This window comes from Methylobacterium sp. BI1, from assembly GCF_056680125.1.
Genome location: NZ_CM155267.1, coordinates 4,116,429 through 4,135,541, shown reverse-complemented (window position 1 = coordinate 4,135,541; position 19,113 = coordinate 4,116,429). Strand labels below are relative to the sequence as shown.

At 65.5% G+C, this 19,113-nt stretch carries 18 protein-coding genes; 11 read left to right on the top strand and 7 right to left on the bottom strand.

Annotated features, from left to right (window positions below):
* The first annotated feature begins 86 nt into the window (after window positions 1-86).
* Entirely contained in the window at window positions 87-1,061 is a 975-nt protein-coding gene (locus AC1MGR_RS19555) for an HpcH/HpaI aldolase/citrate lyase family protein (RefSeq protein WP_108034215.1), read from the top strand.
* A 220-nt stretch (window positions 1,062-1,281) separates the two neighbouring features.
* Entirely contained in the window at window positions 1,282-1,716 is a 435-nt protein-coding gene (locus AC1MGR_RS19550; RefSeq protein WP_108034216.1) for a heme-binding protein, read from the top strand.
* 104 nt (window positions 1,717-1,820) lie between these two features.
* Here AC1MGR_RS19550 and AC1MGR_RS19545 read toward each other — a convergent pair whose 3' ends face one another.
* The gene (locus AC1MGR_RS19545) at window positions 1,821-2,690 is read right to left on the bottom strand and encodes a porin (RefSeq protein WP_108034217.1); all 870 of its coding nucleotides are present in this window, start codon (window positions 2,688-2,690) and stop codon (window positions 1,821-1,823) included.
* Between the two features lie 230 nt (window positions 2,691-2,920).
* Between AC1MGR_RS19545 and AC1MGR_RS19540 the strand changes: the two genes are divergently transcribed.
* Complete coding sequence (locus tag AC1MGR_RS19540) at window positions 2,921-3,100, top strand: hypothetical protein (protein WP_056189372.1); 180 nt, start codon at window positions 2,921-2,923, stop codon at window positions 3,098-3,100.
* Between the two features lie 131 nt (window positions 3,101-3,231).
* Complete coding sequence (locus tag AC1MGR_RS19535) at window positions 3,232-3,450, top strand: hypothetical protein (RefSeq protein ID WP_108034219.1); 219 nt, start codon at window positions 3,232-3,234, stop codon at window positions 3,448-3,450.
* Between the two features lie 7 nt (window positions 3,451-3,457).
* On the opposite strand, the gene AC1MGR_RS19530 is transcribed toward AC1MGR_RS19535, so the two are convergent.
* From AC1MGR_RS19530 to AC1MGR_RS19520, 3 genes are all read right to left on the bottom strand, one after another.
* A complete protein-coding gene (locus AC1MGR_RS19530; protein ID WP_480232627.1) occupies window positions 3,458-4,303 on the bottom strand; it encodes a formate/nitrite transporter family protein in 846 nt (281 codons plus the stop codon).
* A 71-nt stretch (window positions 4,304-4,374) separates the two neighbouring features.
* Entirely contained in the window at window positions 4,375-5,133 is a 759-nt protein-coding gene (locus AC1MGR_RS19525; protein ID WP_480232626.1) for a competence/damage-inducible protein A, read from the bottom strand.
* Between the two features lie 67 nt (window positions 5,134-5,200).
* Window positions 5,201-7,471: a lytic transglycosylase domain-containing protein gene (locus tag AC1MGR_RS19520; protein WP_480232625.1), complete on the bottom strand. Its 2,271-nt coding sequence runs from the start codon at window positions 7,469-7,471 to the stop codon at window positions 5,201-5,203.
* A 187-nt stretch (window positions 7,472-7,658) separates the two neighbouring features.
* On the opposite strand from AC1MGR_RS19520, the gene dapA reads away from it, so the two are divergent.
* Both dapA and smpB read left to right on the top strand, forming a co-directional pair.
* Window positions 7,659-8,558, top strand: coding sequence for a 4-hydroxy-tetrahydrodipicolinate synthase (gene dapA / locus AC1MGR_RS19515; RefSeq protein WP_480232624.1), 900 nt, complete (start codon window positions 7,659-7,661; stop codon window positions 8,556-8,558).
* Window positions 8,559-8,640: 82 nt separating this feature from the next.
* On the top strand, window positions 8,641-9,114 hold the full coding sequence (gene smpB, locus AC1MGR_RS19510) for an SsrA-binding protein SmpB (protein WP_055957959.1): 474 nt from the start codon (window positions 8,641-8,643) through the stop codon (window positions 9,112-9,114).
* A 309-nt stretch (window positions 9,115-9,423) separates the two neighbouring features.
* Here smpB and AC1MGR_RS19505 read toward each other — a convergent pair whose 3' ends face one another.
* The 3 genes from AC1MGR_RS19505 to rpoZ all read right to left on the bottom strand — a co-directional run bounded on the left by AC1MGR_RS19505 (window position 9,424) and on the right by rpoZ (window position 13,348).
* Window positions 9,424-10,098, bottom strand: a complete 675-nt coding sequence (locus AC1MGR_RS19505; RefSeq protein WP_108034224.1) for a LabA-like NYN domain-containing protein — start codon at window positions 10,096-10,098, stop codon at window positions 9,424-9,426.
* A gap of 416 nt (window positions 10,099-10,514) precedes the next feature.
* Window positions 10,515-12,758 (bottom strand): RelA/SpoT family protein, encoded by a 2,244-nt coding sequence (locus tag AC1MGR_RS19500; RefSeq protein ID WP_480232623.1) that lies wholly within the window; start codon window positions 12,756-12,758, stop codon window positions 10,515-10,517.
* 179 nt (window positions 12,759-12,937) lie between these two features.
* Window positions 12,938-13,348, bottom strand: coding sequence for a DNA-directed RNA polymerase subunit omega (gene rpoZ, locus AC1MGR_RS19495; RefSeq protein ID WP_056211011.1), 411 nt, complete (start codon window positions 13,346-13,348; stop codon window positions 12,938-12,940).
* A gap of 232 nt (window positions 13,349-13,580) precedes the next feature.
* Here rpoZ and AC1MGR_RS19490 point away from each other — a divergent pair, with 232 nt between their 5' ends.
* The 5 genes from AC1MGR_RS19490 (at window position 13,581) to fabF (ending at window position 18,145) form a co-directional block, all read left to right on the top strand.
* Window positions 13,581-14,303 carry a carbonic anhydrase gene (locus AC1MGR_RS19490; RefSeq protein WP_108034226.1) on the top strand — a complete coding sequence of 241 codons (723 nt, stop codon included), beginning with the start codon at window positions 13,581-13,583 and terminating at the stop codon, window positions 14,301-14,303.
* A gap of 118 nt (window positions 14,304-14,421) precedes the next feature.
* Window positions 14,422-15,363, top strand: a complete 942-nt coding sequence (gene fabD, locus AC1MGR_RS19485) for an ACP S-malonyltransferase (RefSeq protein WP_480232622.1) — start codon at window positions 14,422-14,424, stop codon at window positions 15,361-15,363.
* 30 nt (window positions 15,364-15,393) lie between these two features.
* Window positions 15,394-16,134, top strand: a complete 741-nt coding sequence (fabG, locus tag AC1MGR_RS19480; RefSeq protein WP_480232621.1) for a 3-oxoacyl-[acyl-carrier-protein] reductase — start codon at window positions 15,394-15,396, stop codon at window positions 16,132-16,134.
* Between the two features lie 424 nt (window positions 16,135-16,558).
* The gene (locus AC1MGR_RS19475) at window positions 16,559-16,795 is read left to right on the top strand and encodes an acyl carrier protein (RefSeq protein WP_018044468.1); all 237 of its coding nucleotides are present in this window, start codon (window positions 16,559-16,561) and stop codon (window positions 16,793-16,795) included.
* A gap of 87 nt (window positions 16,796-16,882) precedes the next feature.
* Window positions 16,883-18,145, top strand: a complete 1,263-nt coding sequence (fabF, locus tag AC1MGR_RS19470; protein WP_480232620.1) for a beta-ketoacyl-ACP synthase II — start codon at window positions 16,883-16,885, stop codon at window positions 18,143-18,145.
* Window positions 18,146-19,113 lie beyond the last annotated feature (968 nt).

Sequence of the window (19,113 nt, the reverse complement as noted above, 5' to 3'; positions counted from 1 at the left end):
GCACGCGGGTCCGTCCCGCCCAGTATGGTGGCCCGGCATCCGGGTCTCATGAACGACCAGAACACGTCCAACAGGAAGGATACCCAATGAGCTTCACCCTGATCCAGCAGGCGACCCCGCGGCTCCACCGCTCGGAGCTCGCCGTTCCCGGCTCCAACCCGACCTTCATGGAGAAGTCGGCCACCTCGAAGGCCGATGTGATCTTCCTCGATCTCGAGGATGCGGTGGCGCCGGACGACAAGGAGCAGGCGCGTAAGAACATCATCCAGGCGCTCAACGAGATCGACTGGGGCAACAAGACCATGATGATCCGCATCAATGGTCTCGACACCCACTACATGTACCGCGACGTCGTCGACATCGTCGAAGCCTGTCCGCGCCTCGATATGATCCTCATCCCCAAGGTCGGCGTGCCGGCGGACGTCTACGCCATCGACGTGATGGTGACGCAAATTGAGCAGGCCAAGAAGCGTGAGAAGAAGATTGGCTTCGAAGTGCTGATCGAGACCGCCCTCGGCATGGCCAATGTCGAGGCGATCGCTCAATCGTCGAAGCGCCTTGAGGCGATGTCGTTCGGTGTGGCCGATTACGCCGCCTCGACCCGCGCCCGCTCGACCGTGATCGGAGGCGTGAACAAGGATTACTCGGTCCTCACCGACAAGGACGAGTCCGGCAACCGCGAGACCCATTGGCAGGACCCCTGGCTGTTCGCCCAGGCCCGCATGATGGTTGCCTGCCGCGCCTACGGCCTGCGCCCGATCGATGGTCCCTTCGGCGACTTCTCCGATCCGGACGGCTACATCTCCGCCGCCCGCCGCTGCGCCGCCCTCGGCTTCGAAGGCAAGTGGGCGATCCACCCCTCGCAGATCGATCTGGCCAACGAGGTGTTCACCCCGTCTGCCGCCGAGGTCGACAAGGCCCGCCGCATTCTGGCGGCCATGGAAGAGGCCGCCAAGGCCGGCAAGGGTGCCGTCTCCCTCGACGGCCGCCTCATCGACATCGCCTCGATCCGCATGGCCGAAGCGCTAATCGAGAAGGCCAACGCGATGGCGGCGAACTGACGATTTTGCACGACGCCTGACGAAACCCGCACCTCGGCCGTCCCTCTCGGGGCGGCCCTTTTGTTTGGCGACCGGTTCAGAATCTGAACGGCACCAAGAACGCCCGTCATCCGTTAGCCCACGCTCGCCAGCGCCAAGCGTTGCGGCGAACGTGCAAGATCCGGCCGCCCGGCGGGCGCATGACACAAGACCTTCACCAGGTATCCAGGGAGATCCCATCATGCACGTGACCATCGAAGACGCGCACAAGGCCATCGAGGCCGCCCGCGCGAAGGCCGTGGAACTCGGCACGCAGATGTGCATCGCCGTCGTGGATTCCGGCGGAAACCTGAAGGCTTTCTACCGGATGGACGGCGCCTGGGTCGGTTCCATCGACATCTCACAGAAGAAGGCGAAGACCTCTGTCTTCTTCGGCATGATGACCGGCCAGATCGGCCAACTCTCGCAGCCGGGCGGACCGCTCTATGGGATCGAGCATTCGAACGACGGGCTCATTACCTTCCCGGGCGGCATCCCGATCGTCGACAAGGACGGCGAGATGTCCGGAGCCATCGGCGTCAGCGGGTCGACGGTCGAGAACGACCATGCGGTGGCGATGGCGGGCGCGAGCTGTATCGGATCGACGGAACTCCCGGCGCATCCCTGGCGGACCTGATCCGCTTTCGGCAGCCCCGAACAGTGAAAAGCCCCGCTCGCGAGAGCGGGGCTTTTCCGTATCATCGCCGAAGGGGCGGCTCCGGAGAGCCGCCGGATCGAACCTCACATGGAGCCGAACTTGTAGTTGAAGCCGGCCTTGATCAGGTTGCCCTCGGTGTTGAAGCGCGAGGTGTATGAACCGGTCGCCGGAGCGCCGAGACCGGTGTTGTTCACCAGCACGTTGCGGCTTCCGAGGTCGTAGCGGAGGTATTCGGCCTTCAGCGTGATGGCGCTGGCGCCGAGGAGGCCGCCGATGAAGTTGAAGCGGTTCAGGAAGCTGTCGGTGGGGATCGCGTACTCGATACCGCCGCCGTAGACGTAGCCCGTCTCCATGCCCTTGTAGCGGCCGAAGTAAGCGAGCTGGTTGGCCGTGTTAAAGAAGTCGGCCTGGTACTTGACCTCACCGTAGGCGAAGCCGCCGGTCCCGTACACGAGGAACCGATCGAAGGCGTAGCCGAGGCGGCCCTGGACCGTACCGAGATAGTTCAGGCGGTTCCGGTAGCTGCTCGGATCCGGGATGAAGTTGTTCTGGGCGATAGCCGGGCCGAAGTAGTCGCGGCGCTTGCCGATGTCGGTCCAGGTCACGTCGGCCTCGGCGCCGACGACGAAGCCGGAGCCCGGGGTGAACTGGTAATTATAGCCGATGCCACCGCCGATGTTGCCGATGCCGTCCTGCTCAGCCTTGAAGCTGGGAGCGCGGCGGCCGAGGGCGACGTTCGTGGCGGTGTTGGTGTTGTTGCCGACCGTGCGAATGGTCTGGTTGTCGCTGAAGGTGTAAGAGCTGTGCGTTCCGACATAGAAACCGGTCCAGGTGAAGACCGGCACCGGCACGAAGACCGGCGGCGGCGCCTGACGGCGCGGGAGATCGGCGGCATTTGCTGCGCCGATGGCGGCGAGCGAAGCGAGGCCAGCCAGGAAGGTCTTTGCAATCATCGGGGTGTCTGTCCCAGGGTCGGAGAATTGCCGTCAAGCTACTCGCGGTTGTCCGAGCCGACTATGCCCCGCAAGCCACACCTCGGTTGGAAGCGTCGGACGGCGGACGAAATTTCGTCGAACGGTCCATCAAGCTGCGACCCGTTGAGCGCTGCGGAGGCCGACAACGGGCGGTTAAGCACGTTGCGCTATTCGAGGGCGGCACCCCTCCAGCCGTGACAGGAGCGACGATGACACGGGACCAACTCGCCGCCGAACTGAAGCGCATCGCCACCGATCAAGTCAGCGATATCGAGCGCGCGGTCAAAGACGGCCACAAGACGATCGCCCTGAACGAGATCGCCGATCTCAACCGTAACCTGAAAGCCCTCGCGGCCGCGGTGAAAGGCAAGGGCCTGGTCCGGGCCTGATTTCGGCGCCGGCACATCTGCGGGTGCCGGTCCTCAGAGGTCGGGAGGCCGGGGAAAAAGCTCGGCAGCCCTGTTGACCATCCCAGGCCTTCGGCCACATGTTCCTGCTATGTTCTATAACAGGATCGCCGATGCAACCCCGTCCCACTCTCGCGCCTGCCTGGACCGCGCCGGCGGAGGCGATCGTGGCCGCCTATCTGGAAGAGGCTGGCGGCGATGCGATCCTCGCGCTCCATCGCGCGGTAGCGGATGCCCTGACAGACCTGTGCGAGGCTGAGCGCCGAACCCTGCGCCGGGATCGCCTGATCTCTCACGGCTACGTTCGCGGTCGGCCCGACCGGGACGGTTAGGAACGATTCAGACCTCGCCGTCGGAAGCTTTCTGCTCCTCGACCTCGGGCGCTACCTGCCCGAAGTTCAGGACCGCCACCAGGGCGGTACCGCCGAAGACGTTTCCGATCAGGGTCGGCAGGAAGAAGCGCCAGGCATAGTCGACCATCGTGGCTTGGCCGGAAAAGACCAGGTAGAACGTATCGACCGAGCCGGCGACGATGTGGCTTAGATCGCACATCGAGACGAGCCAGGTGATGAGGATGATGACGACGGGTGCGGCCGAGCCCGTTGCGGGCAACATCCACACCAGCAGGGCGATGAGCCAACCGGCGAAGACGGCCTTGATCACGGTGGTGCCGAACCCTGCGGCGATGGCGTGATGACTGAGCGCCGCGAAGGCGATGTGAATACTCGGCTCGAAGGCGTCGGAATAGGCGAGCACCGCCGCGATGGCGGCCGTCGCTGCGACATTGCCGGCCAGCACGATCCCCCAGAGCCGCAGCACCCGCCACAGGGTCGATCGGCTTCGGTCGTGCAGCAGCGGCAGGATCGGCGTCACCGTGTTCTCGGTGAACAGTTGCTGGCGTCCCAGGATCACGATGAGGAAGCCGGTGGCGTAGCCCAGGCTCGTGATCAGGCTGGTCCAGGGTGCATCGGGCAGATGAGACTTCAGAACGCCTGGTACGATCAGGGAGAAGCCCATGGTGAGGCCGGCCGCAACGGCCGACAGGAGGAGCGCGCCGCCCCGACGCCGCAACTCCTCGTCGCCTTCGAGCCGGATGACCTCGTGGAGAATGAAGGCATCGGGGCGCCCGATCTCCGCAACGGTCTCCGCTTTGGCGTCGGCCTCATCCTCGCGCTCGTCGGCCATCGCGTCTGCTTCCGGTTTCGCTCGATTGGAGAGGGGTCGCTCGAATGGAGACGGACCGGAGCAGGGGTTGTTCAGGCCGGCGTGCCGCCGCGCAATCCGTCGAGGAGCGCGTCCACGTCCGCCCGGGCCGCGGCCAGCGCCGCAGCGTCGCGGCCGCGCACCACGATGCGATTGGCAAAACCATTCGGGGTCATCGAAGGATAGGAGCCGATGGAGACGGTCGGGTGGGCCTTGGCGATAACCGTGAGACCGCCGGCATAATTGCCTTCGGGCAGATTACCGGCCTCGATCGTCTCCGACAGCACCTTGGCGCCCGTCACCAGCGTCGGCCCGACATTGTCCAGCATGGCCTGCATGATCCCGGGCACGCCCGCCATGACGATGACGTTGCCGATGCGGAAGCCCGGCGCCTTGGAAATGGGATTGGCGATGAGGTCGGACCCGGCCGGGATGCGCGCCATGCGCAGGCGGGCTTCGTTCAGGTCCTCGGGCTTGTGGCGTTCCAGCAGCATCGCTTTCGCCCGTGAATCGACGTCGATGGATACGCCGAAAGCGGCGGCCACGCAGTCGGCGGTGATGTCGTCGTGAGTCGGACCGATGCCGCCGGTGGTGAAGAGATAGGTGTAGGCATCGCGCAGGGCGTTGATGGCGGCGATGATGCGGTCAGCCTCGTCAGGTACGATCCGCACTTCCTTGAGGTCGATGCCGATGGCGGAGCAGTAATCCGCGATCGTGCCGATGTTCTTGTCCTTGGTGCGCCCGGACAGGATCTCGTCACCGATGACCAGGACGGCGGCGGTGACGGTGGCGGTTTCGGTGTGTTCGGGCACGGTGGATCCGGGGCAAGCGCGAGAGCCCTTGCAAGTAGCGCGGCCGGACCCGCCTGACGATGCGTCGTCAGCGCGCTCCGCGCTGGAGGTCGCCGTCGATGAGGAGGGCGCTCTTGCCATCCAGGCGGTTGCGATAGACCTGCAGGTTCTCCATCACCCGCTGGACGTAGTTGCGCGTCTCGGTGAACGGGATGCGCTCGACCCAATCGATGGGGTCGACCCCACCCTTGCGGGGATCGCCGTAGGCATCGATCCACTTCTTCACGTTGCCGCCGCCGGCATTGTAGGAGGCGAAGGCGAGGATGTACGAGCCGCGCCAATCCTCCATCAGTTCGCCGAGATGGGCCTGCCCCAGCCGGGCATTGTAGGCGGGATCGCTGGTGAGGCGGTCCGGATCGAAGCTGGCGCTGACCCGACGTGCCGTGCGCTGGGCGGTGGCCGGCATCATCTGCATCAGGCCGCGGGCGCCCACGCTGGATTGCGCCTGCGGGTCGAACTGACTCTCCTGCCGGGCGATCGCATAGACCATCGCCTTCTCGACCAGGGGGACGGCGGCGGAGGCCTCGTAATTCGGGATGCCGATGGTCGGGTAGGCATGGGCATCGAGCGGCAACCCGCGCTGCACCGCGATCTTACCGATGGCGACGAGGGCGCGGGAGTTGCGCTGCTCGGCGGCGACGTTGCCGAGGGCTTCGAGTTCGGACGCATCCGTGAGACGGTTCGCGGTGTCGATGTAGAGCGGCAGCGCGAGGTCGCGAATTGCTGCTGCCTCCAGCATCTTCAACGCGCGGACGTTGAGACGCTGGTCGAAGGCGGCCTGCTGGGTGGCGTCGAGGCCGGGAATGCTGCGCAGCGACAGGCTTGAGCGCCCGAGCTTTGTCCGCGCCAATTGCCCGTAATACGCAATGGGCTGGAGTGCGGCGCGCTCGTAGAACGCCTTGGCGGCATCGGCCTGACCGAGGGCCTCGGCGGCGCGGCCCTGCCAATAGGCGGTGCGGGCGAGCGAGATCGGCGTCTCGGCGATCTGGGCGGCCTCGGCGAAGTGCTGCGCCGCCTTCGCAGCATCGTCCTGGAAGCGCAGGGCGATCCAGCCGGCGTGGAATTCCGCCTCGATCCGCTTCTCGACGGTGCGGGCGCAGGACGCCCGTGCCACCGCGTAGGCGGCACTCGGATCGTTGGCATCGATGAGTTTGCGGGCGACGATCCGGCGCTCGACCCACCACTCGTCGCCGTCCACCAGCACCTCGGGATTCACGGGTGCGGTGGCCAGGATCGCGGCCGCCTCTACGACCTTGTCGTGCCGACGCAGATACTGCGCACGAGACAGGATGTACGAGGAATCGCTGCGCAACGCGGGTGGCACCGCGTTGAGGGCGGCCGGCGCGGCCGAACTCTTGTCCTCCACCGCGCGGCGGGCACGGACCAGGGTCGCGTAGCTGCCGCCGGCCAGGGTCGCCGCCCGTCCGGCAGTGTCGTAATCCTCCTTCAGGAGGGCCCGCTCCATGCGGTAGCGGTGATCGATCCGGGTCAGGACCGTCGGGAATGCCTCGATCACCTTCGTCTCGAGATTACGGCCAAAGGTTTCCGAGCGCCACAGGTCGCGCACCATGGCGGCGGCGTCCTCGTCGAGGCCATCCGCCCGGAAGGCCAATGCCAGAGCGAACTTGCCCGGTGCGCTCGCGGGCCGCGAGGCGGCGAAGAAGGCCCGCACCGTGGCGGAGTTCCTGCGCTCGGTCAGCAGAGCCTCTTCGGCGCGGCGGCGGAGCAGCGGGCCGGCCGGCCAGTCGGGATTGCTGCGCGTGAACGCAACGGTCCGTTCGAAGCCGATGCCGGCCCCGGCCCGGATCGCCACCCATTCGAGCAATGCGCGTGCGGCCGGGTCGGCGAAGGCGTCCCGCAGGCGATCGCCTTCAGAGACGCGGCCCTTGCGATAGGCATCGATCGCCTGCCGCAGGGCCGGCAGATCGACATCGGGCGCCACCTGCGCCGCGCGTGCCGGATCGGCGACCTCCGGGACAGGGGCGGCCGGTGACACGGCGGCGTCCGGCAGCGGAAAAGCGATGGCGGCTTCTGGATCGGCGGAGGCATAGGCCTTGGCCGCACTGGGTAGCCCCTGGCTCGGGGCGGCTTCCGGCGTCTTCGCCTCGATCTTCAGAGCGTCGGCAGCGGTCGGATCGGCGACTTTGGCTTCGGGCAGGGCGGAGGAGGGGGCGACCGCATCGCTGGCCGGGCGAAGGCTCGGGGTGTCCCCGTCAAGCCCAGCGGAAGCGGCGAGCGCTCCAGCCGAAGCCAGACTGAGGGCCAGCATCAGGGCTGCGCGTTGCGTCGAGAACACCATGGTTCTTCCAGTCCCATCACTGTGGACAGACCTTCAAGCTCACCCGAAGGGCATTAAGAAGGCATTAACCCCATGAAAGCAGCGTTTGCGCCGGTGCGGGCGAGGGCCTATGTCTGCGCGTCCGCGTGAAGCGGTGCCGCTGCCGGACAACCGGCGCATGACGAGACCGACGGCTGGGAACGCCAGGATGACCGAGACCTCCACACGACGCCTCAGGGGCGCGATGTCCGCCCTCGTGACTCCGTTCAAGGACGGCGCCTTCGACGAGGCGGCCTTTCGCAAGTTCGTGAACTGGCAGATCGCTGAGGGCATCCACGGGCTCGTTCCCACCGGCACCACTGGCGAGAGCCCGACCCTGAGCCACGCCGAGCACGATCGCGTGGTCGAGATCTGCATCGAGGAGGCCGCCGGCCGCGTGCCCGTGATCGCCGGCGCCGGCTCCAATTCCACCGCCGAGGCGGTGGAGCGCGCCCGCCATGCCGAGAAGGCGGGAGCGGATGCCGTGCTCGTCGTCACGCCCTATTACAACAAGCCAACGCAGGCCGGCCTCTACGCGCATTTCAAGGCCGTGAACGACGCCGTCGGCATTCCGATCATCCTCTACAACATTCCTGGGCGCTCCATCGTAGACATGAGCGTCGAGACGATGGCGCGCCTGTACGAACTGAAGAATATCGCCGGCGTGAAGGACGCTACGGCCAAGCTGGACCGGGTCAGCCTGCAACGCCAAGCCATGGGTGAAGACTTCATCCAACTTTCGGGCGAAGATGCGACGGCGCTGGGCTTCAACGCCCATGGCGGCCAAGGTTGCATCTCGGTGGTGTCGAACGTTGCACCACGGCTCTGCGCCGACCTCCAGGAGGCGACCCTTGGGGGCGACTACGCCAAGGCGCTGCAGATCCAGGACCGGCTGATGCCGCTCCATGCCAGCATGTTCGTGGAGCCGAATCCATCGCCGGTGAAATACGCCCTCGCGCGCCTCGGCCTGATGACCGACGAAGTTCGGCTGCCCCTTCTCACGGTCAGCGCCGAGACGAAAGCCCTGGTCGACGCCGCCCTACGCCATGCGGGTTTGCTCGACGCCTGAGCCCGACTGGCAAAGCGGCTTGCGCAGAACCATATTCCTCGGCCCGGTCGCGATGGCGCGACCGGCCTGACCCGACGTTGTGATGGCTCCCAAACCTGAATCGAACCGCCGCGTCGTCGCCGACAACCGCGCCGCCCGCTACCACTACGAGATTACCGATACGCTGGAGGCCGGACTCGCCCTGACGGGGACCGAGGTCAAATCCCTGCGCAAGGGCAAGGCGACGATCGGGGAGGCCTATGCCGGCCCGTCCGGCACCGACCTGATGCTCTTCAACGCCTACATCCCGGAATACGTCGAGGCGAACCGCTTCAACCACGAGACCAAGCGGCCGCGCCGGCTCCTGCTGCATCGAAAACAGATCAACAAGCTGATTGGCGCCACCCAGCGCGAGGGTTTCACAGTCGTTCCCTTGAAGATCTACTTCAACGAGCGCGGACGGGCCAAGATCGAACTCGGCCTCGGCCGGGGCAAGAAACTTCACGACAAGCGTGAAGCCTCGAAGGAGCGCGACTGGCAGCGCGACCGCGCCCGGATCATGCGCGACAAGGGCTGAAGTCGAGAGCCGTTCGCGAACCGGGACAGCGCTCTGGCCACGATCTGCGCAATTCGCAAAAGTACTTTTGTGAAAATTGTCAACTGGCGCAAAGTTGTCGTCTTCTTATTCCACTATCCCGATGCAAGAATCAGGGCCAAACAGCTACTCTCTCGGCTTTCAAGTGCTGACGAGGTTTTTCATTTCGCAGGTGGAATCGAGTCGAGCTAAGTAGGCCAACGAAGGTCAGACGACGTAAGTGAGGCCCGGCAACGTGATTGCCCGGCCTCTTGGGTTCGTCTCTGTTTCGGGGGCCAGCCAGCCGACGTCTCAGGACTCGACCACCTCGTCGCTCTGGCGGATACCGTAGCGGCTTTCCAGTGCAGGGCTCGGACGCGCGGAGCGCTCCGGCGTCTCGCCACGGAAGCGGTTGCCCGTGTCGCCTGATTGCCGGTTGTCCGGGGCCCGCGAGCCTCGCTCGCCGGGATCGCGGCCGATTCGCGAAACCAGTTGCGCGAGATCCACGAATTCGTCGGCCTGCCGGCGCAGATCGTCCGCGATCATCGCAGGCTGCGTCTGGATCGTGCTGACAACCGTCACGCGAACACCGCGGCGTTGCATCGCTTCAACCAGGGACCGGAAATCTCCGTCGCCGGAGAAGAGCACCATGTGGTCGATATGCGGAGCCAGTTCGAGCGCGTCGATCGCCAGCTCGATATCCATGTTGCCCTTCACCTTCCGCCGACCCATAGAGTCGACGAATTCTTTCGCGGGCTTCGTAACGACGCGAAAGCCGTTGTAATCGAGCCAATCGATCAGCGGCCGGATGGAGGAGTACTCCTGATCTTCGACGATCGCCGTGTAATAGAATGCACGAAGAAGGGAATCCCTCGACTGGAACTCCCTGAGGAGACGCCGGTAATCGATGTCGAACCCGAGTGCCTTGGTAGCTGCGTAAAGATTCGCGCCATCAATGAACAAGGCGCTGCGCTGTTGTGCGCTCATGTGGAGACCCGCTTAAGAGGATGATAGAAAAATGAATATTCTTCGAGAGAATGCCAAGCTTTGCTAAATCTGCAGCTTACTGCGCAGCTTTAGTTTTAATTACTTAAAATTTACACAAAGCAAAAACGAACCGCTTCATCACGCAACGAAGATTTTTCGACTGAAATACCTTACGCATGTCTAAAGCCGGATCACATCAAAAGTCAAATTTTGCCGGATATACGTTCAACCCGGTAACAATTTGCAAGGGTCTCTGTCCGACTCACAACCGCCAACGCCTATCGCGTGTGTTTGTTTGCGCTCCACGGTCTGAACCGAACGTGGCCTTCTGGCTTATGCGCTCAATGAAAAGTTGCCTGGTAGGCCGCTGAATCTGACCTTCGCAAGAAAGCCCCACGTCGTCGGCTTTCCGCAGATCAGCCGTTGACGCGTTCGACCTTGTTCACAGTCCGTTTTCCGCGAAGTTCGGAGATGATGGCATTCAAGTGCTTGAGATCCCAGACCGAGAGGTCGATGACGATCTGGGTGAAGTCCTGCGTCTTTCGCTTCATCGACACATTGTCGATATTGCCGTCGTGGTCGGCGATGACCTGAGCAATCTGCGCGAGGACGCCGGGCTCGTTGATCGATTGCAGGGCAAGGCGAGCCGGAAAGCGCTCGCTGGTCCCGGCTTCGACGTCCCAGCGCACATCGAGCCAGCGGTCAGGCTCGTTGTCGAAGTCGGCCAGGGCCGCCGACTGGATGGGGTAGATCGTGACGCCGACGCCTAGCGTCAGGATGCCGACGATACGATCCCCCGGAACCGCGCCGCCGTTGGGCGCGAAGCTGACGGGCAGGTCGCTGTCGAGCCCGCGGATCGGGATTCCGTCCGAGCGACCATGCTCAGCACTGCGCCCCTCCGGGAAGGTCAGGCGCATGGTCTGATCCTTGGCGAGGCTGAGGCGCCCGGCTCCGTCGGTCGAGGCCGGCTGCGGCAGCGGTGCCGGGGCGCTGCGACGCTCGTCCTTGTGATCCGGATAGACCGCCCGCACGACATCGCCGGAGAACATCTCGCCGCGTCCGACGGCAGCGAAGACGTCCTCGGTGCTTTGACGGGCGAGACGGGGCAGCGCCCCGCGCAGCTTGTCCTCCGAGAAGCTCTTGGCCGCCCGCTCGAAGGCGCGATCGAGAATCTGACGCCCCAGGCCCGCATATTGGCGGCGGACGGCCGAGCGGGTCGCGCGCCGGATCGCGGAGCGCGCCTTGCCCGTAACCACCAGGGATTCCCAGGCGGCCGGCGGCGAGGCGCCGTCCGACCGGGCGATCTCGACCTCATCGCCATTGACGAGCTCGTGCAGCAGCGGTGCCATGCGGCCGTTGATCTTCGCCCCTACCGCGGTGTTCCCGACGTCGGTGTGAACGGCATAGGCAAAGTCGATCGGGGTCGCCCCACGGGGAAGGGCAATCAAGCGACCCTTCGGCGTGAAACAGAACACCTGGTCCTGGAAGAGTTCGAGTTTGGTGTGCTCCAGAAACTCTTCCGGACTATCGCCCTCGGCAAGGAGTTCGATGGTCCGGCGCAGCCATTGGTAAGCGCCGCTTTCGGTCGCGAGACGTGGATGTCCGCCGCCGATCTCGTCCTTGCCGCCGTTTTCCTTGTAATGGGCGTGGGCCGCGATGCCGTACTCGGCAATCTCGTCCATCGCAGCCGTGCGGATCTGCAACTCGACGCGTTGACTCTTCGGTCCGATCACCGTGGTGTGGATCGAGCGGTAGTCGTTCTGCTTGGGCGTCGAGATGTAATCCTTGTACCGCCCAGGGACCATCGGCCAGCTCGTATGCACAACCCCGAGGGCGCCGTAGCAATCCGCCAGGGTCTCGACCACGACACGGAAGCCGAAGATGTCGGAGAGCTGCTCGAAGGCGACCGACTTGCGCTCCATCTTGGCCGAGATTGAGTAGGGCCGCTTTTGACGGCCCGTGACGACGGCCTTGATGCCCTGCGCCGAGAGCTTGGCGGTCAGGTCGTGCTCGATGCTCTCGACGAGGCGCTCCGACTTGGCGGACAGGTCGGCGAGCCGCTGCGCGATGGTGGCGTAGATCTCCGGCTTGAGGTTGCGCAGAGCGAGATCCTCAAGCTCCTCGCGCAGCTCCTGCATACCCATGCGCCCGGCGAGCGGCGCATAAATGTCGAGGGTCTCCTGTGCGATCCGCTCGCGCTTGTCCGCCCGCATGTGGTGGAGCGTGCGCATGTTGTGCAGGCGGTCGGCGAGCTTGACGAGCAGCACGCGGACATCGGCCGCCACCGCCAGGAGCAGCTTGCGGAAATTCTCGCCCTGCGCCGCCCGCTTGGATACCAGGTCGAGTCGCTTCAGCTTGGTCAGGCCGTCCACCAGGGCGCCGATCTCCGGGCTAAAGAGCTCGCGGATTTCGTCGAGGGTGGCGGCCGTATCCTCCACGGTGTCGTGCAGCACGGCGGCCACGATCGTGGCGTCATCGAGCCGGAGGTCGGTCAGGATCGCAGCGACTTCGAGGGGATGGGCGAAGAAGGGGTCGCCGGAGGCCCGCTTCTGCGTGCCGTGGGCGCGCATGGCGTAGACGTAGGCGCGGTTCAGCAGGGCCTCGTTCGCGGCGGGGTTGTAGCGCTTCACCCGCTCGACAAGTTCGTATTGGCGCATCATCCGCCGAAAGACCCTTTCACGCGCGACGGCCCCAGTGCGGCCCGTTCCCCCGATGTGTCCCGCATCGCACGCGGACACGCCAGCCCCACGGCGTCGCATCGGCCGTGATTCCAAGCCCGAAACGAAAAAACCCGGCTTGAGACCGGGTTCTTCGTCGGATCGAAGAGATCGGAGGAGGCTTACTCGGCCTCGTCGTCCGTCTCGGTGGGCGGGGCGAGGTTCTCGAGACCGCGGAGGAGGTCCTCCTCGCTCATGCGATCGAACTGAACCGCGCTGTCGTCGCTCGACGAGGGCGGTGCGACCGCGGCAGCGGCGGGCGAGCTCGACAGCAGCGGCACGGTCTCGGCCTCCGGCTCGTCGACCTCGACGTACTTCTGCATCGAGTGGATGAGCTGTTCCTTCAGGTCGTCCGCGGTGATCGTCTCGTCGCCGATCTCGCGCAGGGCGCAGACAGGGTTCTTGTCGCGGTCGCGATCGATCGTCAGCGGCGCGCCGGCGGCGAGCAGGCGGGCGCGGTGACTGGCCAGTAGAACCAGCTCGAAGCGGTTCTCGACCTTGTCGATGCAGTCTTCAACGGTGACGCGAGCCATGGCGGACGGCTCCTTCTTCGGACGGAATTTCTGGGCTGAGCCTGCCTCATACACCCCTTGCCGTCGGGCAACAAGCGTCGCGGCGAGTCTATCCCGTTGCGCACGTTCGACGATCCTTCGGCAATCCGCTGCCCTGGTCCCGCATAACGCCTCAGCGACGCAGTGCAGCTGTAAGGTGTAGATGGATTCGCGCCGGCCAGTGGTTCGGGCCGGACGCAGGGGGATCCCAAACATGATCACGACACTCAGTCGCCGCGGCCTGCTCTCCTGTGGATGCCGGCTCGGGGCGGGATGCTTCGCGGCCACCGCGCTGCCGAGCCTCGCCTTCGCGGCAGCCCCCTCGACCAAGAAGACCACACTCACCGCCGACCAGGCGCTGGAAGCCCTGAAGGAGGGCAACCGCCTTTACCAGACCGACAGCCCCGTCCGCGCCGTCCAGGGTCGCGAGCGCCGCATCGAGATCGCGCTGGGCCAGACACCCTTCGTGGTGCTGGTGAGCTGCTCCGATTCGCGCGTGTCGCCGGAGATCCTGTTCGGTCGCGGCCTCGGCGAGCTCTTCATCGTGCGCAATGCCGGCAATTGCGTCGACACCGCCGCCCTGGGGTCGATCGAGTATGGTGTCTCGCAGCTCGGCGTGCCCCTGGTTCTAGTCATGGGCCACAGCCGCTGCGGTGCCGTGGAAGCGGCGATCGATGTCGTCAAGAACAACACCATCTTCCCCGGCTCGATCGGCAGGATGATCGAGCCGATCGTGCCCGCGGTACTGTCGCAGCGCGACAAGCCGGGCGACTTCACCGAGAACTGCGTGCGCGCCAACGTCAACCGGGTCGTGGAACGCCTGCGAAGCGCGTCCGAGCCGTCGCTTCTCGACCCGCTGAAGTTGGGCAAGCTGCGGATCGTCGGGGCTTCCTACAGCCTCGATTCCGGCACGGTCGACTTCTTCAACGAGGGGTGAAAGCGGCCTGGCTCGCTGCGGTGCCATGTTGACACAGGTGGCGGGCGGTGCGACTGCGCCGCCCTTCCTGTCCCGGGCCGAGCCTCTCGGGGCGACCCGGACCGACGAGGATTTCACCATGGCGCGCGCTTGCATCTTCCCCGGCCAGGGCAGTCAGGCCGTCGGCATGGGACGGGCGCTGGCCGAGCACTTCCACCAGGCCCGCGACGTGTTCGCGGAGGTCGACGAGGCCCTGAACCAGCCGCTCTCGCGCCTGATGTTCGAGGGCCCGACGGAGGAGTTGACCCTCACGGCCAACGCCCAGCCCGCCCTGATGGCGGCGAGCCTGGCGGCTCTGCGGGTGCTGGAGGCCGAGCGCGGCCTCGACCTGAAGCGGGACATCGCCTGCGTCGCCGGCCATTCGCTGGGTGAATACACGGCGCTGGCCGCCGCCGGCACCTTCTCCATCGCGGACGCCGCCCGCTTGCTGCGCATCCGCGGCAGCGCGATGCAGGACGCTGTGGCCCCGGGGGCCGGCGCCATGGCGGCGCTGATCGGGGCCGACGCCGGGGCCGCGCAGGCGATCGCCGCGGAGGCCGCCGAGGGCGCGGTGTGCGAGGTCGCCAACGACAATGGCGGCGGCCAGGTGGTGCTCTCCGGCGACAAGCCCGCGGTGGAGCGGGCGGTCGCCCTGGCCCAGGGGCGGGGCATCAAGCGCGCAGTGATGCTCAATGTTTCGGCCCCGTTCCACTGCTCGCTGATGGCCCCGGCCGCGGCTCGTATGCAGAGAGCACTCGTCGAGGTCGCGATGCACAGCCCCGTCGTGCCGGTCTACGCCAACGTGCTGGCCGCGCCCCTCACCGATCCCGCCGCGATTCGCGAGGCCCTGGTCGCCCAGGTCACCGGAACGGTGCGCTGGCGCGAATGCGTCGCCGCCATGGCGGCCGCCGGGGTCGACCAGTTCACCGAGATCGGCACCGGCAAGGTGCTCACCGGACTCGTCAAGCGGATCGCCCCCGGCGCCTCGGCGAGCGCCGTCGGCACCCCCGACGACGTCGCCGCGTTCCCTGCCTTCGCCTGAACTGCAGGCGCCTGAACCACAGGAATGTCCATGTTCGACCTGACCGGCCGGAAGGCCCTCGTCACCGGCGCCACCGGCGGCCTCGGCGGCGCCATCGCCCGGGGCCTGCACGCGCAGGGGGCGACCCTCGCCATCTCGGGCACGCGCCAGGCGGCCCTGGAGGCCTTCGCAGCGGAGCTCGGCGGCGAGCGCGTCCACGTCGTGCCGGGCGACCTCTCCGACAAGGCTTCGGTGGAGGCCCTGGTGCCGGCGGCGGAGGCGGCGCTCGGCGGCCTCGACATCCTGGTGAACAATGCCGGCATCACCCGCGACAACCTCGTGCTGCGGATGAAGGACGACGAGTGGGACGCGGTGATCGCCGTCAACCTCTCGGCGGCGTTCCGGCTCTCGCGGGCGGCCGTGAAGGGCATGATGAAGCGCCGCCACGGCCGCATCGTGAACATCGGCTCCGTGGTGGGCGCCACCGGCAACCCGGGGCAGGTCAACTACGCCGCCGCCAAGGCCGGCCTCGTGGGCATGACCAAGGCCCTGGCGGCCGAGGTCGCTACCCGCAACCTCACGGTCAACTGCATCGCCCCGGGCTTCATCACCTCGCCGATGACCGATGCCCTCAACGAGAAGCAGCGCGAGGGCATCCTCGGCCGCGTCCCGATGGGGCGGCTCGGCACCGGCACCGACATCGCCGCCGCCGCGATCTACCTCGCCTCCGACGAGGCCGCCTACGTCACCGGCCAGACCCTGCACGTGAACGGCGGCATGGCGATGTACTGACGGCGTCGCCGTCCCCCCTCTCCACGGCGGAGAGGACGGCGCGAACCGCGATTTCTGCTGCGCCGCACCGTCCGAAAAACAGGCGATTGGCTCGAAAAGGCCACACCGATGAACGGGTTGTGAACAGGCTCTCGCCAGCGTCGGAACCCTGTGTTAACACCCCGGCTGCCGTGCGAGGGGGGTGCCGATTCAGCGTGTTGCGGAGGTTTGAAAAACGTGGGTCACTGACTGGACAAGTCCGGTGACTTGCCCGAAACGCGCGATCGAACACACCGGCCGCTCAATCCGACAGGTCGTCCCGGGACGGGACGGCGGCCACGGCACCTTCACAAACCTTCCACCAGCAAGACCTTCCACCAGCAAGACTCTTCACCCACAAGATCCTTGCACCATCACGACCTTGAAGAGCTAAGGACCAAGACCGATGAGCGATATCGCTGAGCGCGTGAAGAAGATCGTTGTCGAGCACCTCGGCGTGGAGCCGGAGAAGGTGGTCGAGGGCGCGAACTTCATCGATGATCTCGGCGCCGACAGCCTCGACACCGTCGAGCTCGTGATGGCGTTCGAGGAAGAGTTCAACGTCGAGATCCCGGACGATGCCGCCGAGACCATCCAGACGGTCGGCGACGCGGTGAAGTTCCTCGAGAAGAACTCCGCTTAAGGCCACGGGTCGTGCGTCAGCGGGGTCCGGTGAAACGGACCCCGCGCGCCATTCGTTGTGATGACAGGACCGGTTCGGGATAGCGCGATGCGTCGGGTAGTGGTGACGGGCTTGGGGATGGTGACGCCGCTGGCTAGCGGGGTCGAAGCCACCTGGAGCCGGTTGATCGCCGGCGAATCGGCAGCCAAGGTCGTGACGGCATTCCCCGTCGACGACCTGGCCTGCCGCATCGCCTGTTCCGTGCCCTTCGGCGACGGCAGCGACGGCAGCTTCAATCCCGACGCCTTCATGGAGGTGAAGGAGCAGCGCAAGGTCGATCCGTTCATCGTTTACGCGATGGCGGCCGCCGGCGAGGCCCTCAACGACGCCGACTGGCATCCGACCTCCTACGAGGACCAGTGCGCCACCGGCGTCATGGTCGGCTCGGGCATCGGCGGCATCGGCGGCATCTACGACGCCTCGGTGACCCTGCACGACAAGGGCCCGCGCCGGATCTCCCCCTTCTTCATTCCCGGCCGCATCATCAACCTGGCCTCCGGCCAGATCTCGATCGCGCACGGCCTCAAGGGCCCGAACCACGCGGTGGTGACGGCCTGCTCCACCGGCGCCCACGCCATCGGCGACGCGGCCCGGCTGATCCAGTTCGGCGATGCCGACGTCATGGTGGCGGGCGGCGCCGAATCGCCGGTGAACCGCCTCGCGCTCGCGGGCTTCGCCGCCTGCCGCGCCCTCTCCACCGGCTTCAACGACGACCCGACCAAGGCCTCGCGCCCCTACGACCGCGACCGCGACGGCTTCGTCATGGGCGAGGGCGCCGGCGTCGTCGTGCTCGAGGAGTACGAGCACGCCAAGGCCCGCGGCGCCCGGATCTACGCCGAGGTGATCGGCTACGGCCTCACCGGCGATGCCTACCACATCACCTCGCCGGCCCCGGACGGCGACGGCGCCTTCCGCTGCATGAGCGCTGCCGTGAAGCGCGCCGGCATCCAGGCCTCGGACCTCGACTACATCAACGCCCACGGCACCTCGACGCCCATGGGCGACGAGCTGGAGCTGAAGGCCGTGGAGCGCCTGCTGGGCGACCACGCGGCCCGTGCCTCGATGTCCTCCACCAAGTCCTCCATCGGCCACCTCCTCGGCGCCGCCGGCTCCGTGGAAGCGATCTTCTCGATCCTCGCCATCCGCGACGGCGTCCTCCCGCCGACGCTCAACCTCGACAACCCCTCCGTCGAGACCGCGATCGACCTCGTGCCGCACGAGGCCAAGCGCAAGCAGGTGGATACGGTGCTGTCGAATTCGTTCGGGTTCGGTGGGACGAATGCGAGCTTGGTGATGCGGCGGGTGGATTGAGCTCGGGCCACTTGGTTCCGCGCTCGAAATACACAACTGGGATGCGACGTGTCAGCCGTATCGGTAGCGTCTGACAATTTTTACTTCCCCCAATTCATTGAGTATTCTCTATTTAACCCGCCTGCCGCTGCTCCCGCGAAAATCGACAGTCAAAGTCCGTCGATGATCCCCGCAAGCGAAGGATCACGACAAGTGATCGAGGATATAGCCTCGATATTGGCGTTATCATCGTCGAAGGATTTAAATCCGACATCACTGGTTCGACGGGCGCAAAACATCGAACGCGCTGACGGCTTGCAATCAGATTTTGCAGCGACGGCGGATCGCTTTTGGAAATCATTCCGTCATTCCGGGGCGCCGAAGGCGAGCCCGGAATCCAGAGCCGCTTTCGGTGCAAAGCCATCACGAACCTGCGTTTCTGGATCCCGGGCTCCGCTGCGCGGCCCCGGGATGACGCGTGCCGGGACGCAACGGATGAACCGGACGCACCAACGAATTCGATGCGCGTTCGAGGGCTAAATGCTTCTTGGCGTTGTCGCACAGTCACTCATGCACAAGAGCCAACCCGAGCGCCGTAAGGAATCGCCCCTCCTGCTACCGGTATAGCGACAGGGTGGCCCCTTGGGCGGACATCGTCGGCGACGGGCGCATCTTTGGCCTCGGTGCAAGCAGTTCAAGGACAATCATCAAAAATATAAAGACATAGAACAGGAGACGTATTCGCTTCTCGTGTAGACTCATAAACCTTAGTATTGACGATATGACGGGAGAGGAGTCGATATAGGCCTGAAGGATTTTCGCGTTGCTGACCGAAAGATACAAAAAGCTTATAACCCAAGCGATCCCGCCGAAAAGCATCCCGACCAGCAAAAACCCTCTTAGCCTGCCTGGGTAGTCGGGCGGCATTCCGAGAAGAATTGCCACAATGACGAAAAATGGGAATTGAAAGAACAGGGCGATAGTATTCC